This window comes from Streptomyces sp. NBC_01241, assembly GCF_041435435.1.
Lineage (GTDB): Bacteria > Actinomycetota > Actinomycetes > Streptomycetales > Streptomycetaceae > Streptomyces.
Genome location: NZ_CP108494.1, coordinates 1,787,606 through 1,802,901 on the forward strand (window position 1 = coordinate 1,787,606; position 15,296 = coordinate 1,802,901).

Below are 15,296 nucleotides of genomic sequence, written 5' to 3' on the forward strand. Positions count from 1 at the left end.
GCTATTTCTCCGCCGGGCCCGCATCCGACGGCCAGTGGGGTCGTTGGCACATACGTGCACTCATACGACTCCTCCCGCCAGCGCCCGAGCCCGATCCCTGCCATGCGCCCCGCGCAGGACCCCTCGGGCGGTCAGTCCCACACCCCGATCTACGACGCGCTGTACTCCGAGTACCGCCGGTCGTTCCGGGCGCTGCCGGGTGATCGTAGCGGCGAGGAGAATCTCGGCTTCGTGGCCTTCGGCAGCGGGTGGTCCGGCAGTCGCATGCCGCTGAGCAGCCACTCCGGTCACTCCGGCGCCCTCTCGGTACACAGCGGGGTCACGGGACACACCGGCGGCACGAGCACGCACACCAGCGGTCTCGGTTCCTGGCAGCGGGTGGGGCGGCACTCCGGGCGGTCCCAGCCCGCGGCTCTGCCCCCGGGATCGGGATCGCGAGGGGCCTGACTACGACGGAGCCCCGGACCGTTTCGGATGCGAAACGGTCCGGGGCTCCGTCGTGGGGCCTGCGTGCTACTTGTTGCGGCCACGCTTCTCGCGCACCCGCACCGAGATGTGGATCGGGGTGCCCTCGAAGCCGAACTCCTCGCGCAGCCGGCGCTCGACGAAGCGTCGGTAGCCGTGCTCCAGGAAGCCCGAGGAGAACAGCACGAAGCGCGGCGGCTTGGTGCCCGCCTGGGTACCGAAGAGGATCCGGGGCTGCTTGCCGCCGCGGACGGGGTGCGGGTGCGAGGCGACGACCTCGCCGAGGAAGGCGTTCAGCCGGCCGGTGGGGACGCGGGTCTCCCAGCCGGCGAGGGCGGTCTGGATCGCCGGGACCAGCTTCTCCATGTGCCTGCCGGTGACGGCGGAGACGTTGACCCGCGGGGCCCACGCGATCTGCGCGAGCTCCGTCTCGATCTCGCGCTCCAGGTAGTAGCGGCGCTCCTCGTCGAGGGTGTCCCACTTGTTGTACGCGATCACCAGGGCACGCCCGGCCTCCACGGCCATGGTGATGATGCGCTGGTCCTGGACGCTGATGGACTCGCCGGCGTCGATCAGGATGACGGCGACCTCGGCCTTCTCCACGGCGGCGGCGGTACGCAGCGAGGCGTAGTAGTCCGCGCCCTCCTGGAGGTGGACGCGGCGGCGGATACCCGCCGTGTCGATGAACTTCCAGGTGATGCCGCCGAGCTCGATCAGCTCGTCGACCGGGTCACGGGTGGTGCCCGCGAGCTCGTTGACGACGACGCGGTCCTCGTTCGCCACCTTGTTCAGCAGCGAGGACTTGCCGACGTTCGGACGGCCGATGAGCGCGATCCGGCGCGGTCCGCCGACGGCGGTGCCGAAGCGCTGCGCCGGCGCCTCGGGAAGAGCTTCGAGCACCGCGTCGAGCAGGTCGCCCGTGCCGCGGCCGTGCAGCGAGGAGACCGGGTGCGGCTCGCCGAGGCCCAGCGACCAGAGCGCGGTGGCGTCCGCCTCGCCGCTCTGCCCGTCGACCTTGTTGGCGCACAGCACGACGGGCTTGCCGGCCCGGCGCAGCAGCTTGACGACGGCCTCGTCGGTGTCGGTCGCGCCGACCGTCGAGTCGACCACGAAGACGACCGCGTCCGCCGCTTCGATGGCGTACTCGGCCTGGGCGGCGACGGAGGCGTCGATGCCCAGTACGTCCTGTTCCCAGCCGCCGGTGTCGACGACCTTGAAGCGGCGGCCCGCCCATTCGGCCTCGTAGGTGACGCGGTCGCGGGTGACGCCCGGCTTGTCCTCGACGACCGCCTCGCGGCGGCCGATGATCCGGTTCACCAGCGTCGACTTGCCGACATTGGGGCGGCCGACGACGGCGAGCACGGGAAGCGGTCCGTGACCGGCCTCACCGATCGCGCCCTCGACCTCTTCGGCGTCGAAGCCCTCCTCCGCGGCGAGCTCCATGAACTCCGCGTACTCGGCGTCGCCAAGCGCTCCGTGCTCGTGGTCCGAGCCGTCGGAGTGAATCTGGTCGTTCATGAAGTCCGTTCCTCTTTGCGTCATCATCGATGGGCCACGACCACGCGGCCCACTACTCAAGTCTTACCTACGCCCGGTGAAACGCCTGGCGTCTTCCAGATGGGCGGTCAGCCGCGCCTGGATCCGCACCGTCGCCTCGTCCAGCGCCTTCCGCGTCCGCCGCCCACTTCGGTCGCCCGCCTCGAAGGCGTCGCCGAAGACGACATCGACCCGGCTGCGCAACGGCGGCAGTGCCGATACCAGCCGTCCGCGGCGCTCGGTGCTTCCCAGTACGGCCACGGGCACGATCGGCGCCCCGCTGCGTACGGCGAAATACGCGAGCCCGGCACGCAGGGAGGCGAAGTCGCCCTCGCCCCTGGTGCCCTCGGGGAAGATCCCGAGCACCCCGCCGTTCTCCAGCACGCCGAGGGCGTCGGTGATGGCGGTGCGGTCGACGGTCGTACGGTCCACCTTCAGCTGCCCGATTCCGCGCAGGAACGGGTCGAGCGGGCCGACGAACGCCTCTTTCTTGATCAGGAAGTGGACCGGCCGGGGCGCGGTGCCCATCAGCATCGGACCGTCGATGTTGTGGGAGTGGTTCACCGCGAGTATGACGGGTCCGGAGGCGGGAACCCGCCAAGCACCGAGGACGCGGGGCTTCCACAGCCCGTACATCAGGCCGATCCCGATCCCGCGACCGACCGCCGCACCGCGCAGCGAGGACGAGCCCGTGGCACGGGTCACTTCACGGCCCGCTTCTCCTCGACGAGGGTGACGACGCACTCGATGACCTGCTGGAGGGTCAACTCGGTGGTGTCCACCTCGACGGCATCGTCCGCCTTGGCCAGCGGGGAGGTCTTGCGGCCGGAGTCGGCCGCGTCCCGCTTGATCAGCGCCTTTTGGGTGGCGGCGACGTCGGAGCCCTTGACCTCCCCGCTGCGGCGGGCGGCACGCGCCTCCGGCGATGCGGTGAGGAAGATCTTCAGGTCGGCGCCGGGCAGCACCGTAGTGCCGATGTCGCGGCCCTCGACCACTATGCCCCGGTCGGCCGCGGCGGCGATGGTGCGCTGCAGCTCGGTGATCCGGGTGCGCACCTCGGGAACCGCGCTGACGGCGCTGACCTTGGAGGTGACCTCCTGGGTGCGGATCGGGCCCGAGGCGTCCTCGCCGTCGACGGTGATCGTCGGGGCGGCCGGGTCCGTACCGGAGACGATGACGGGCTTCGCGGCGGCGGTCGCCACCTCCATCGCGTCCTGCACGTCGATACCGTTGTTCAGCATCCACCAGGTGATCGCCCGGTACTGGGCGCCGGTGTCCAGGTAGCTCAGGCCGAGCTGGGCGGCGACGGCCTTGGACGTGCTCGACTTGCCGGTGCCGGAGGGCCCGTCGATGGCGACGATCACTGCGGCCGGAGCCGTCCGGGTGGCGGCGCTTGCGGTTTCCACGGTGGTGGACACCTTCCTGGTACACGGGGTGGGCGGGACGGGGACGCGCGAACCCGCCCCGCACAAGGTTACCGAGTGTCGGCGCGGTCCTCTGCACCCCTGTGGACAACCGCCTCCCGGTCCCGCCGCCCCGCGCCTACTGGCGTATCGACCAGCCCCGCTCGCGCAGTGCCGTGCGCAGCTCGGCGGCCGCGCTCGGCTCGACCATGAGCTGGACCAGGCCCGCCTGCTGCCCGGTGGCGTGCTCGATGCGGACGTCCTCGACGTTGACTCCGGCCCGGCCGGCGTCGGCGAAGATCCCGGCCAGTTCGCCCGGCCGGTCGCTGATGAGTACGGACACGATCTCGTACGAGGCGGGGGCCGTCCCGTGTTTGCCGGGGACCCGGACCCGGCCCGCGTTGCCGCGGCGCAGCACGTCCTCAATACCCTCGGTGCCCGCGCGGCGCTTGTCGTCGTCGCCGGACTGCAGACCGCGCAGCGCGCGTACCGTCTCGTCCAGATCGGCTGCGACCCCGGCCAGCACGTCCGCGACCGGGCCGGGGTTGGCGGAGAGGATCTCCACCCACATCCGGGGGTCGGAGGCGGCGATCCGGGTCACGTCCCTGATGCCCTGGCCGCAGAGGCGTACGGCGGTCTCGTCGGCCTCCTCCAGCCGGGCGGCGACCATCGACGAGATCAGCTGCGGGGTGTGGGAAACGAGAGCGACGGCCCGGTCGTGGGCGTCGGCGTCCATGACGACCGGGACGGCGCGGCAGAGCGCGACCAGTTCCAGGGCGAGGTTGAGGACCTCGGTGTCGGTGTCACGGGTCGGAGTGAGGACCCAGGGGCGGCCCTCGAAGAGATCCGCGGTGGCGGCGAGGGGGCCGGACCGCTCCTTGCCGGCCATCGGGTGCGTACCGATGTACGGGCCGAGGTCGATGCCACGGGCTTCCAGTTCGCGGCGCGGGCCGCCCTTGACGCTGGCGACGTCGAGGTAGCCGCGGGCGACACCGTCCCGCATGGCGGTGGCCAGGACCGAGGCGACATGGGCGGGCGGCACGGCGATGATCGCCAGATCGACGGGGCCCTCGGGCGCCTCGTCCGTACCGGCGCCGAGCGCCGCCGCGGTGCGGGCCGAATCGGGGTCGTGGTCGGCGAGGTGGACCTGGATGCCGCGCCCGGCGAGGGCGAGGGCCGCGGAGGTGCCGACGAGGCCCGTTCCGATGACGAGGGCGGTTCTCACTGGGCGATGTCCTTGCGGAGGGCGGCGGTGGCACCGAGGTACACGTGCGCGATCTCGGACTTGGGAAGGTACGTCTCGACGTGCGCGAGGATCCGTACCACGCGGGGCATGGCACCCACGATGTCCAGTTCCTGGGCGCAGATCAGTGGTACGTCGACGATACCGAGCCCGCGCGCCGCGGCGGCCGGGAAGTCGCTGTGCAGATCGGGAGTGGCCGTGAACCAGATGCTGATCAGGTCGTCCGCGACGAGGCTGTTGCGCTCCAGGACGGCGGTGAGCAGGGCACTGACCCGCTCGGCCATGTGTCCGGCCTCGTCCTGCTCCAGTTGGACGGCTCCACGGACCGCTCGTACCGCCACGTCGTGCTCCTCGCTTCTTCGTACGTGTCGCGCCTGCTGTCCGCCTGCGTGATCTTTCTGCACGGTCAGCCTAGAGGGGCGGCGCGACGGGCGGCCGGGGCGCTCTCCCAGTGAGACGGGGCGGGACGAGGCGGTGAGGCGGGAGAAGGGCGGCGGCCGGAGGGTTCCGCCGTGGTGGCGAAGACCTTCCGGCCGGGCGAGGTGTCCCGGGCGGCCTTCTGTACGTGACCGGTTCCTCCGGCCGCCCGCCCTCTGGGCTCAGAGCTGCTGTTCCCGGACCAGTTCCTCGAGCGAGCGGCCCTCCGGGACCTCTCCCGTCGGAGTCAGCCTGTCGACCGCCGTCGGAAGCGAACGGGCGATCACGTCGGCCGCCCGTTCCGTGGAGACCCCGGTCTCCCGGGCGACCCTCTTCAGGGTCTCGTCCGGCAGCGCCTCGGCGATCTGGGCGCCGCTGACCGCATGGTTCGCACCGGTCCCGACCCAGGACTGCGCCTGGTCGACGAGGCCGGACCTGGTGAGCATCCCGATCAGCCCTTCGAGCGCGTTGGCACTGCCGCCCGACCCGCCCTGGCCGCCGCCCAGCGCACCCAGCAACGAGCCGAGGATGTTCCCGGCGCCACCAGCACCACCGGAGGCGCCGGAGGCACCGCCGCCCTGGCCGCCGCCCAGCAAACCGCCCAGCAGGCTACCGAGGTCGTTTCCCGCCATGGTCACGCCTTTCCAGAGGAGGTGATTTATCGACAATGTCGATCAGATCCCGGGCTTCTGCCACTTGAACCGCGGGCGCTTCGCTCACGTACCCTCGCCGGCATGATCACCCCTGCGCCAGAGGCCCTCGTACGCGATCACACGGTCTACGCCTGTGTGATGGGCTCACGCGCCTTCGGGCTCGCCACGGACGGCAGCGACACGGACCGGCGCGGTGTCTTCCTCGCGCCGACCCCGCTGTTCTGGGGGTTCGAAAAGCCGCCCACGCATGTCGAGGGCCCGGCGCAGGAGCAGTTCTCCTGGGAGCTGGAGCGCTTCTGCGTGCTGGCCCTGCGTGCCAACCCCAATGTGCTGGAGTGCCTGCACTCAGCGCTGGTGGAACACGTCGACGCCGTGGGCCGCGAACTCCTGTCCCTGCGCGGGGCGTTCCTGTCCCGGCTGGCCCATCAGACGTTCGTCCGCTACGCGTCGGGCCAGCGCAGGAAGCTGGAGGCGGACGTCCGGCAGTACGGGGCGCCGCGCTGGAAGCACGCCATGCATCTGCTGCGGCTGCTGGCCAGTGCCCGGGATCTGCTGCGTACGGGCGAGCTCACGATCGAGGTGGGCGCGGCCCGGGAGGAGCTGCTGGCGGTGAAGCGCGGCGAGGTCCCGTGGGCCGAGGTCGAACGCCGCATGACCCGCCTGGCCGAGGAGAACGACGCGGCGGTCACCGCCTCACCACTGCCGGCCGGACCGGACCGGGCCCGGGTGGAGGACTTCCTGGTCCGCACCCGCCGGGCGTCCGCGTCGTAATCCGACCAGGGGCGAACGCCCGGGGTGGGCGGCGGGCGGGGCCCGCTCGGCCGTCACCCCGGAATCGGCAGGGCACCCCCGTTCGTACGGCGAACCGGTCGTCCACGGCATCCGCGCCCCTGGACGGAAATTCGTCCGCATCGATCATTCGTCCGCACGGATCAAGAGTCCCAGAGCGCCCCCAGCGACAGCAGGTCGCTCCGGTACTCGATCCGCTCCGACCACTCCTTGGGCCAGGCCCCCGCCCCCAGATGCGCCCCGGCGAGCGCGCCGGTCAGGCAGCCGAGGGAGTCCGAGTCGCCCCGGGTGCAGGCGGCCCGGCGCAGGGCCGTGACGGGTTCTTCGGGGAAGAGCAGGAAGCAGTGCAGGGCCGTGGCCAGGGCCTCCTCGGCGATCCAGCCGTCGCCGGTCGTCTCGCAGGGATCGGTCTCCGGGGACGGGGCGCGCAGGGCGTCCTGGACGCGGGCCAGCGCGGTGAGGCATTCCTCCCAGCCGCGCCGGATGTACAGCTCCGGCGAGGAGTCGCCCGCGTACCGCCAGAGGTCGCCGAGCCAGCGCGTGAGATAGCGGCTGCTGTTCTCGTACGCGTAGCTGCGCAGCTGCCCGATCAGGCCCATCGGCTCCGCGCCCTGCGCCAGCAGGTACACCGCGCGGGCCATCAGGTCGGACGCGGCGAGCGCGGTCGGATGTCCGTGGGTGAGGGCCGCCTGCAGCTGGGCGGCGCCGGAGCGCTGTTCGTCGCTCAGCCCCGGCACGAGCCCGACCGGCGCGACCCGCATGTTGGCGCCGCAGCCCTTGGAGCCGGTCTGGCTGGCCTCCTGCCAGAGCCGGTCGCTGTCGAGCAGGCGGCAGGCGGTCATGCAGGTGCGGCCGGGGGCACGGTTGTTGTCGGGCGAGTGGTACCAGTCGACGAACTCCTCGCGGACCGGGCGGGCCAGCCTGAGCGGGGTGAGCAGCCCGCGGTCCATGGCGGTGCGGATGCCCCGCCCCAGGGCCAGCGTCATCTGGGTGTCGTCGGTGACGATCGCCGGCTTCGGCAGCCGCATCCGGCGCCACGGCCCGCACTTGGCAAGGATCGAGGGCACGTTGTTGAACTCGGTCGGGAAGCCCAGTGCATCGCCGAGCGCGAGCCCGGTCAGTGCGCCGGTGGCGGCCTGTTTGGTGATGGTCCTGGTCACGATCACGTGGTTCTTCCTTCCGGTCTCAGGAGTGGAGGGTGCAGGGCGGTAGCGGCACCCGCCCGGTAGAGAGCGGCCGGCTTTCCCCGTCCGCCGGTAAGGCGCGGCGATCCCTCCACGGCCTGGACGAAGCCGGGCGTGGTGAGGACCTTGCGCCGGAAGTTGGGCCGGTCCAGGTCGACGCCCCAGACCGTCTCGTAGACCCGCTGGAGCTCCCCCAGGGTGAATTCGGGCGGGCAGAAGGCGGTGGCCAGGCAGCTGTATTCGAGCCTGGCGCCGATGCGGTGGTGCGCGTCGGCCAGGATGCGGTCGTGGTCGAAGGCGAGCGGGCCGAGGCTTTCGGCGTCCCACCACCGGGCGTTGGCGGCGTCGCCGCCGCCTCGCGGTTCGGGCAGGTCGGGGACGAGTGCGGCGAAGGCGACGGAGACGACCCGCATCCTCGGGTCGCGGTCCGGGTCGCTGTAGGTGCGCAGTTGTTCCAGGTGGAACGCGGACACGGCGCCCTCGGTCAGGCCGGTCTCCTCGCCGAGCTCCCGCCGGGCGGCTTCCTCGGCGGACTCACGGGACTGGACGAAGCCGCCGGGCAGTGCCCACTGGCCCTTGTACGGGTCCTCGCCCCGCTCGACGAGCAGAACGTTCAGCCGGGTTTCGCGGACCGTGAAGACGGCGAGGTCGACGGTGACCGCGAAGGGTTCGAAGGCGTACGGGTCGTAGCCCGCGGGAACGTCGGCACTCATCGGTGCTCCGGGAGGGGCGCGGCGAAGTTCCAGCCGGCGGCGAGCAGGGTGTCGACGGCGCCGACCGCGGTGGCCAGGCGTTCTTCGTGGGTTCCGGTGAGTTCGATGAACCGCCTGCCGGTACGGGTGAGTTCGGCGCGGAAACGGTCGGTCATCCAGGGCCGCAGCTCCTCGCCGTCGCGCAGCCCGTCGTCCTCGAAGGCGACGCCCTCGTGGTCGGTGAGCAGCCACAGGTGGTGGGCGACGCGGTCGGCGGTCTCCTCGACGAGCGGGTTGCGGCCGCCGATGTACCGCTCGTGCCAGACGGTGGTGGCGAAGGAGTCGGTGTCGCAGAAGAGCACCGGTGACCCGGTGCGCGCGGCCGCCTCCTCCTTGGCGTTCTGCGCCTCGGCGATCAACGGGAAGTCCTCGGTGGTGAAGGCGACGTCCTCCCACTGCGCCCCGGGCCACCGGGCGCGCAGCTCGGCCAGCTTCTGTTCGCTGAACTCCCGCCCGTACTCGGCGACGTAGCGGGTCTGCGCCCAGACGCCGCCGCGCCGCCGGTAGTGGTCGGCGAGGGCGAGGGCCATCGTCGTGGTCCCGGTGGATTCCGCGCCGAGGACGACGATCCGGCGGCTGAGCGCGGCCCGTACGGGCGGTTCGAGGAAGTCCCAGCAGCCGACCGGGTCCTTGCGGACGGCGGTTCCGGAGACCGGGAAGACCGTGCGGTCGGGGTCGACGCAGACGGATTCGGCGCCGAACCGGCACGCCAGTTCGTCCCCGTACGACTCCGAGGTGAAGACGGCGTCCACCGGCTCGGGCACGGCCCCGGTGAAGACGGCCATGTGGGCGTCCCAGATGGCCGGGTCGTGGAGATCCATGCGGATGTCGTCGACGGCGCCCACGACCCGTACGTCCGGATGCACCTCCCGCATCCACGCCACCCGTTCGTCGAGCGGCACGGACTCGACGGAGGCGGCGCACACCAGGACCGTCAGCCGCTCGCACCGGTCCTGCGCGGTGCGGACGAGGTGGTGGTGACCGGCGTGGGGCGGGTAGAACTTGCCGAGGACGAGCCCGTGCGCGAAGCGCTTCACGCCGCTGCCCCGTGGAGACCGACCAGTCACAGCGACCCCCCACGCCCGCGGCCCACGCCGACCCCGTACCCGGGTGCCGCCGCCTCCACGGGCCGGTGCCGTACGGCGAGATCGCGCCGCCAGTTGCGCAGGCCGGTCAGGCACAGCGCGAGGAAGCCGACGTACAGCAGGGAGGTCAGATACAGCTCCTTGTACGCGTACAGCGGGATGTACACCACATCGGCGGCGATCCAGAGCCACCACGACTCGACGAGCTTCCTGCACTGCCCGTACGTCGCCGTCAGGGACAGCGCGGTCGTCAGGGCGTCCCAGAAGGGCACGGTCGAGTCGGTGGCGTGGTCCAGCAGGACGGTGAGGGCAACGGCCCCCACCACCCCTGCCGCGAGCAGCCAGGTCCATTCGGTGCGGGTGGTGCGCCGCACCGGCAGGTCCGGTGCACCTGGTCCACCCCCGTGGGTCCAGGTCCACCAGCCGTAGGCGGCAAGGGTGATGAAGACGATCTGGAGGCCGGCGTCGGCGTACAGGCCGGACTGGGTGAACAGGAGGATGAAGAAAAGGTTGTTGGCGATGCCGATCGGCCAGTTGGCGAGGTGCTGGCGGGCCACGAGCCAGACGCACAGCGCCCCACTGCCGAAGCCGAGCACCTCGGTCCAGCTGACCGGGGTGCCGAGGACCGTCACCAGGGGTTGCTGCAGGGGATCGAGGACATCCGCGAGACTCACTCCCGCCTCCTTAATAGTCACTCTGACTATAAAGGCGGAACGGGCGCAGCAAAAGACCCGCGGCCGGTTCCTGTTCGAAATTCGAAAACAGGAACCGGCCGCGGGCCGTGGAGCGGACGGAGCCGGGTTACGGAGCCGGGCTACGCAGTCGGGTTACAGACCGACCTCGCGCATCAGCATGCCGACCTCGGTGTTGGTGAGGCGGCGCAGCCAGCCGGACTTCTGGTCGCCCAGCGGGATCGGCCCGAAGGCGGTCCGTACGAGCCGCTCGACCGGGAAGCCGGCCTCCGCCAGCATCCGGCGGACGATGTGCTTGCGGCCCTCGTGGAGGGTCACCTCGACCAGGTAGTTCTTGCCGGTGTTCTCGACGACCCGGAAGTGGTCGGCGCGGGCGTACCCGTCCTCCAGCTGGATGCCGTCCTTGAGCCGCTTGCCCAGGTCGCGCGGGAGCGGTCCCTGGATGGCGGCCAGGTAGGTCTTCTTCACCCCGTACTTGGGGTGGGTCAGGCGGTGGGCGAGCTCGCCGTGGTTGGTGAGCATGATGATGCCCTCGGTCTCGGTGTCCAGCCGGCCGACGTGGAAGAGCCGCGTCTCACGGTTGGTGACATAGTCGCCGAGGCACTGGCGGCCGTCCGGGTCCTCCATGGAGGAGATGACACCGGCGGGCTTGTTCAGCGCGAAGAAGAGGAACGACTGGGCGGCCACGGTCAGGCCGTCGACCTTGATCTCGTCCTTGTTCACGTCGATGCGCATGCCCTGCTCGACGACGATCTCGCCGTTGACCTCGACGCGGGCCTGCTCGATCAGCTCCTCGCACGCACGGCGCGAGCCCATGCCGGCCCGGGCAAGGACCTTCTGCAGCCGCTCGCCCTCCTGCTCGGCGCCGGGGTGGGTCTTGGGCGTCCTGACCTCGGGCTTGCCCGCGTACCTGTCCCGGTTGCGCTGCTCGATCTTGGCGTCGAGCTCACGCGGACGGGACGGGGCGCCGTACGGGGCCCGCCGGCCGCCGCCCTTGGAACCGCCCGACGCGGCCTTCGGGCCGCCCTTGGCGCCGCCGCGGGCGGCCGCGCCGCGGCCCTTGCGGGTGCCGCCGTCGCCGCCGGGCTTGTCGTTGCCCACGTCGTAGCGCCGCTCCTCGGGCCGGGGCCGGCGGGGGCGCTGCTCCTGCTTATCGTCGCGCTCGGAGCGGGGAACCCGGGGGTTCGGGTTACTGTTCCTGCCGCTGCCGCTGTTGTTCCTGCCGCCGCTCCTGGCTCCGCCGCCGCTGCTTCCGCTGTTCCTGCCACTGCTTCGCATCAAAAATCCGTCTTGTCGTCTGCGTGAGTATCCGGGGTGTCCGGTGCGTCCGGATCGAACGACGGCACACCCTCTAGCGTCTCAGCCTCGATCGCGTCCGCCTCGGGAAGGAAGGGCGCGAGCTCCGGGAGCTCATCCAGGCCACGCAGGCCCATCCGCTCCAGAAAGTAGTTCGTCGTCCTGTACAGGATCGCACCTGTTTCGGGTTCCGCGCCCGCTTCCTCGACCAGGCCCCGCTGGAGCAGGGTCCGCATGACCCCGTCGCAGTTCACGCCGCGGACCGCGGACACCCTCGACCGGCTGACCGGCTGGCGGTACGCGACCACGGCGAGAGTCTCCAGGGCCGCCTGTGTGAGACGGGCCTGCCGGCCGTCCAGGACGAAGCCCTCGACGGCCGCCGCGTACTCCGGGCGGGTGTAGAAGCGCCAGCCGCCCGCGACCAGCCGCAAATCGAAACCGCGGTGCTGTGCGGCGTACTCGTCGGCCAGCTCGTGAAGGGCGTCGGCGACGGCCCTGCGGGGCCGCTCCAGCACCTTGGCGAGGTGCTCCTCGGTGGCGGGCTCGTCGACGACCATGAGGACGGCCTCCAGGGCGGGCTTGAGATCAAGGTCCGCGACGGGGGAACCGGTGGTGTCCTGCTGACTCATGCCTTCACATCCTCCTGGGCGTCCTGCGCCTCGGTCACCTCGGTGTCGAACTCGTCCGTCACGACGGGCCCGGCCCCCTCTCCCCCGGCCCAGCGCACCAGAAGCTCGCCGAGCGCCTCGTCCTGATCGAGCGCGACGGCCTTCTCCCGGTACAGCTCCAGCAGCGCGAGGAACCGGGCGACGACGGTGAGGGTGTCCTGGGCGTCCTCGGCGAGCATCCGGAAACTGATCTCCCCCGCCTGCCGCAGCCGCGCGACCACGATCTCGGCCTGTTCCCGCACACTGACCAGCGGTGCGTGGATGTGGTCGACGTACACCTGCGGCTCGGGCCTGGGCTGCATCGCCTTCACGGCCAGCCGGGCGAACCCCTCGGCCCCGATGCTGATGACGACCTCGGGCAGCAGCTCGGCGTAGTGCGGCTCCAGCCCCACGGTCCGGGGGAAGCGCCGCCCCTCCGACTCCAGCCGGTCGCTGAAGATGTCGGCGACGCGTTTGTACGCGCGGTACTGGAGCAGCCGGGCGAAGAGCAGGTCCCGCGCTTCGAGCAGCGCCAGATCCGCCTCGTCCTCCACCTCGGCGGCGGGCAGCAGCCGGGCGGCCTTCAGATCGAGCAGGGTCGAGGCGACGACGAGGAACTCGGTGGTCTGATCCAGGTCCCAGTCCGGCCCCATGGCGCGGATGTGCGCCATGAACTCGTCGGTGACCTTGGACAGTGCGACTTCGGTCACATCCAGCTTGTGCCGGGAGATGAGCTGCAGGAGCAGATCGAAGGGCCCCTCGAAGTTGGCCAGCCGTACGGTGAACCGCCCGTCGTCGGCGGGCTCGGGGGGCGAGGCCAAGGTTGCCGCTACGGCGGTCTCGGCGGGCGTTACGGGCGCCTCGGGCCCGGCGGACGCGACGGATACGGCGACCACCGCCGCATCGGCCCCGCCGTCGCCGCCCCCCACCGGAGCGGCCCGGCCGCCCGGACCGCGTCCCAAGGGGCGGCGAGGGGTGCGGGCGGGCTCGTCGGTCGTCGGCATGAGGGTCCAGGGACGGCGGGATACGGGCGGCGGGCGTACGAGAAGGCCCGGACGCGCTCCGGGCAGGCTACCGGCGCCCCACCGGTCAGCGGCCGCGCAGCCGCCGTACGAGGATGCTCGCGTCGCCCCGCGACTCCAGGTCCGCGAGAACCACCGCGACCGCCTCGCGGACGATCCGCCCGCGGTCGACCGCGAGCCCGTGCTCCCCGCGCAGCACCAGACGGGCGTGTTCGAGGTCCATCAGTTCCTCGGCCGAGACGTAGACGGTGATCTTCTCGTCGTGCCGCTCCCGGCCGCTGGGCCGCCGGTTCGCCCCGCGTCCGCCTCCGCGCCTGCGCTGCTGCTGAACGGCGGGGGCGGGAACCGCCTCCTGGGCCGACGACTGCGCGGACGCCGATGTGGCGGGCTGAGTGGCCGGCCGCTGGGCCGACGGGGACTGCTGGGGCCTGCGTCCCGGCTGCGCCGCCACCGCGCCCCGGCCGCCGTCACCGCCGCGGCTGCGTGATTCCCCCGCGTCGGCATCCGCCGCGGAGTGCTCCTCCCGAGCCGCGGTCTCCGCCGCCCCGGACCCGTCGGCTGCGGGATCGCTCTCCCCGGCCGGACCGGGCACCCGGGCGTCGCCGTTCGCCTTGCGCCGCCGGTCCGCCGGGGACGACGCCTGCAGGCCCATCCCCCCCGTGGTACGGAACAGTTCGTCGGCCCCGGGCAGACTCACTCGGCGTGACACCGGGCGAGCACCTCCCTGGCGAGCTGGCGGTAGGCGGCGGCACCGACCGAGTTGGAGGCGTACGTGGTGATGGGCTCACCGGCGACCGTGGTCTCCGGAAAGCGCACGGTGCGCCCGATGACCGTGTGGTAGACGTGATCGTCGAAGGCCTCGACGACGCGCGCGAGGACCTCGCGGCTGTGCACCGTACGGGAGTCGTACATCGTGGCGAGGATGCCGTCGAGCTCCAGATCCGGGTTGAGCCGCTCCTGGACCTTCTCGATCGTCTCGGTGAGCAGTGCCACGCCTCGCAGCGCGAAGAACTCGCACTCGAGCGGCACTATGACCTTGTGGGCGGCCGTCAGGGCGTTCACGGTGAGCAGGCCCAGCGAGGGCTGGCAGTCGATGACGATGTAGTCGTAGTCGGCCATCAGCGGCTTCAGGGCACGCTGCAGCGTGGACTCCCGGGCCACCTCGCTCACCAACTGCACCTCGGCAGCCGACAGGTCGATATTGCTGGGCAGCAGGTCCATGTTCGGGACCGCGGTCTTCAGCAGGACCTCGTCGGCCGACATGCCCCGCTCCATGAGCAGGTTGTAGACCGTGAGGTCGAGCTCCATCGGGTTGACGCCGAGCCCGACCGACAGGGCTCCCTGCGGGTCGAAGTCGACGAGCAGGACACGGCGCCCGTACTCCGCGAGCGCGGCACCCAGGTTGATGGTCGACGTGGTCTTGCCCACGCCGCCCTTCTGGTTGCACATCGCGATGATCTTCGCGGGACCGTGGTCGGTCAGCGGTCCCGGGATCGGGAAGTAGGGCAGGGGCCGACCGGTCGGGCCGATCCGCTCGCGGCGCTGGCGGGCAGCGTCGGGCGCGAGGGTGGCCGCGTACTCCGGATCGGGCTCGTACTCGGCGTCGGGGTCGTAGAAGTGCCCCTGGGGCACCTCGTCGAAGTCGGCGAAGTGGGCGGTCTCTCGGCCACTCTCGTTGCCGGCCATGGCGTTCACGTGTAGGCCGTCCATCATCTGGGGGGCTGTCGTCATGTGCTGATTGGTGGCGAAGGTGCGGACAGCGACGGAGCCGACAGCCTCCAGCCCGTGCGGGCTCCGGCCCCGTGCAGGCATCCCTGATTGAACACCCCCGGGAGTAATTGTCGACTCATTCACAAGTCGTCTTACCTCCTTGGACGTGACCAGGAAACTTATCGATAGGTCAGCGTGGCACCATGCCGACGATTGGCGACTCTATGGCGTGTCACCGCTCCACAGCAACACAATCCACCGGACCCGGCCCGATGTGTCGGCAATCGAACACCTCCCTGTCAAGGGCACGCAGCCACCCGGGCGCACTTTTAAAGAGTGCACGAATCGGCTAAAGGGTTACGTTCGAGACGAGTTGAACGAGGGCCGCGCAGGGGCCCGACA

17 protein-coding genes are annotated in these 15,296 nt (G+C 71.3%); 2 read left to right on the top strand and 15 right to left on the bottom strand.

What is annotated here, in order from left to right; all coding sequences use genetic code 11:
* Positions 1-102 precede the first annotated feature (102 nt).
* Entirely contained in the window at positions 103-447 is a 345-nt protein-coding gene (locus OG306_RS07645; RefSeq protein ID WP_266745343.1) for a hypothetical protein, read from the top strand.
* Positions 448-513: 66 nt separating this feature from the next.
* On the opposite strand, the gene der is transcribed toward OG306_RS07645, so the two are convergent.
* The 6 genes from der to OG306_RS07675 all read right to left on the bottom strand — a co-directional run bounded on the left by der (position 514) and on the right by OG306_RS07675 (position 5,696).
* Entirely contained in the window at positions 514-1,983 is a 1,470-nt protein-coding gene (gene der, locus OG306_RS07650) for a ribosome biogenesis GTPase Der (protein ID WP_266745344.1), read from the bottom strand.
* A 63-nt stretch (positions 1,984-2,046) separates the two neighbouring features.
* On the bottom strand, positions 2,047-2,706 hold the full coding sequence (locus OG306_RS07655) for a lysophospholipid acyltransferase family protein (protein ID WP_266745345.1): 660 nt from the start codon (positions 2,704-2,706) through the stop codon (positions 2,047-2,049).
* Entirely contained in the window at positions 2,703-3,419 is a 717-nt protein-coding gene (gene cmk / locus OG306_RS07660; RefSeq protein ID WP_266745346.1) for a (d)CMP kinase, read from the bottom strand. The genes OG306_RS07655 and cmk overlap by 4 nt, the downstream gene beginning before the upstream one ends.
* Before the next feature lie 124 nt (positions 3,420-3,543).
* The gene (locus OG306_RS07665; RefSeq protein WP_266745347.1) at positions 3,544-4,629 is read right to left on the bottom strand and encodes a prephenate dehydrogenase; all 1,086 of its coding nucleotides are present in this window, start codon (positions 4,627-4,629) and stop codon (positions 3,544-3,546) included.
* On the bottom strand, positions 4,626-4,988 hold the full coding sequence (aroH, locus tag OG306_RS07670; protein WP_266745348.1) for a chorismate mutase: 363 nt from the start codon (positions 4,986-4,988) through the stop codon (positions 4,626-4,628). The genes OG306_RS07665 and aroH overlap by 4 nt, the downstream gene beginning before the upstream one ends.
* Positions 4,989-5,246: 258 nt before the next feature.
* A complete protein-coding gene (locus tag OG306_RS07675; protein WP_266745349.1) occupies positions 5,247-5,696 on the bottom strand; it encodes a YidB family protein in 450 nt (149 codons plus the stop codon).
* Positions 5,697-5,798: 102 nt separating this feature from the next.
* Between OG306_RS07675 and OG306_RS07680 the strand changes: the two genes are divergently transcribed.
* Positions 5,799-6,488, top strand: a complete 690-nt coding sequence (locus OG306_RS07680) for a nucleotidyltransferase domain-containing protein (protein WP_371665202.1) — start codon at positions 5,799-5,801, stop codon at positions 6,486-6,488.
* Positions 6,489-6,649: 161 nt separating this feature from the next.
* Here OG306_RS07680 and OG306_RS07685 read toward each other — a convergent pair whose 3' ends face one another.
* From OG306_RS07685 to OG306_RS07725, 9 genes are all read right to left on the bottom strand, one after another.
* Complete coding sequence (locus tag OG306_RS07685; RefSeq protein ID WP_266745351.1) at positions 6,650-7,672, bottom strand: ADP-ribosylglycohydrolase family protein; 1,023 nt, start codon at positions 7,670-7,672, stop codon at positions 6,650-6,652.
* Positions 7,669-8,403: an NUDIX hydrolase gene (locus OG306_RS07690; protein ID WP_266907087.1), complete on the bottom strand. Its 735-nt coding sequence runs from the start codon at positions 8,401-8,403 to the stop codon at positions 7,669-7,671. The genes OG306_RS07685 and OG306_RS07690 overlap by 4 nt, the downstream gene beginning before the upstream one ends.
* A complete protein-coding gene (locus tag OG306_RS07695; protein ID WP_266745353.1) occupies positions 8,400-9,479 on the bottom strand; it encodes an AAA family ATPase in 1,080 nt (359 codons plus the stop codon). Before OG306_RS07695 ends, OG306_RS07690 begins: the two co-directional genes overlap by 4 nt.
* A gap of 26 nt (positions 9,480-9,505) precedes the next feature.
* Entirely contained in the window at positions 9,506-10,201 is a 696-nt protein-coding gene (pnuC, locus tag OG306_RS07700; RefSeq protein ID WP_266745354.1) for a nicotinamide riboside transporter PnuC, read from the bottom strand.
* Between the two features lie 153 nt (positions 10,202-10,354).
* Entirely contained in the window at positions 10,355-11,497 is a 1,143-nt protein-coding gene (locus tag OG306_RS07705) for a pseudouridine synthase (RefSeq protein WP_266745355.1), read from the bottom strand.
* Positions 11,497-12,144: an SMC-Scp complex subunit ScpB gene (scpB, locus tag OG306_RS07710; protein WP_266745356.1), complete on the bottom strand. Its 648-nt coding sequence runs from the start codon at positions 12,142-12,144 to the stop codon at positions 11,497-11,499. The genes OG306_RS07705 and scpB overlap by 1 nt, the downstream gene beginning before the upstream one ends.
* Positions 12,141-13,166 (bottom strand): segregation and condensation protein A, encoded by a 1,026-nt coding sequence (locus OG306_RS07715; RefSeq protein ID WP_266907085.1) that lies wholly within the window; start codon positions 13,164-13,166, stop codon positions 12,141-12,143. Before OG306_RS07715 ends, scpB begins: the two co-directional genes overlap by 4 nt.
* Before the next feature lie 85 nt (positions 13,167-13,251).
* Positions 13,252-13,881 carry a hypothetical protein gene (locus tag OG306_RS07720; RefSeq protein ID WP_266745358.1) on the bottom strand — a complete coding sequence of 210 codons (630 nt, stop codon included), beginning with the start codon at positions 13,879-13,881 and terminating at the stop codon, positions 13,252-13,254.
* Positions 13,878-14,996, bottom strand: coding sequence for a ParA family protein (locus OG306_RS07725; RefSeq protein ID WP_266745359.1), 1,119 nt, complete (start codon positions 14,994-14,996; stop codon positions 13,878-13,880). The genes OG306_RS07720 and OG306_RS07725 overlap by 4 nt, the downstream gene beginning before the upstream one ends.
* Positions 14,997-15,296: the final 300 nt, after the last annotated feature.

Bases quoted from the DNA above. Each gene is read 5' to 3' on its own strand.
- scpB (WP_266745356.1), bottom strand. From the start codon at position 12,144: ATGAGTCAGCAGGACACCACCGGTTCCCCCGTCGCGGACCTTGATCTC.
- OG306_RS07705 (WP_266745355.1), bottom strand. From the start codon at position 11,497: ATGCGAAGCAGTGGCAGGAACAGCGGAAGCAGCGGCGGCGGAGCCAGG.
- OG306_RS07715 (WP_266907085.1), bottom strand. From the start codon at position 13,166: ATGCCGACGACCGACGAGCCCGCCCGCACCCCTCGCCGCCCCTTGGGA.
- OG306_RS07645 (WP_266745343.1), top strand. From the start codon at position 103: ATGCGCCCCGCGCAGGACCCCTCGGGCGGTCAGTCCCACACCCCGATC.
- OG306_RS07725 (WP_266745359.1), bottom strand. From the start codon at position 14,996: ATGCCTGCACGGGGCCGGAGCCCGCACGGGCTGGAGGCTGTCGGCTCC.
- OG306_RS07675 (WP_266745349.1), bottom strand. From the start codon at position 5,696: ATGGCGGGAAACGACCTCGGTAGCCTGCTGGGCGGTTTGCTGGGCGGC.
- der (WP_266745344.1), bottom strand. From the start codon at position 1,983: ATGAACGACCAGATTCACTCCGACGGCTCGGACCACGAGCACGGAGCG.
- OG306_RS07690 (WP_266907087.1), bottom strand. From the start codon at position 8,403: ATGAGTGCCGACGTTCCCGCGGGCTACGACCCGTACGCCTTCGAACCC.
- OG306_RS07680 (WP_371665202.1), top strand. From the start codon at position 5,799: ATGATCACCCCTGCGCCAGAGGCCCTCGTACGCGATCACACGGTCTAC.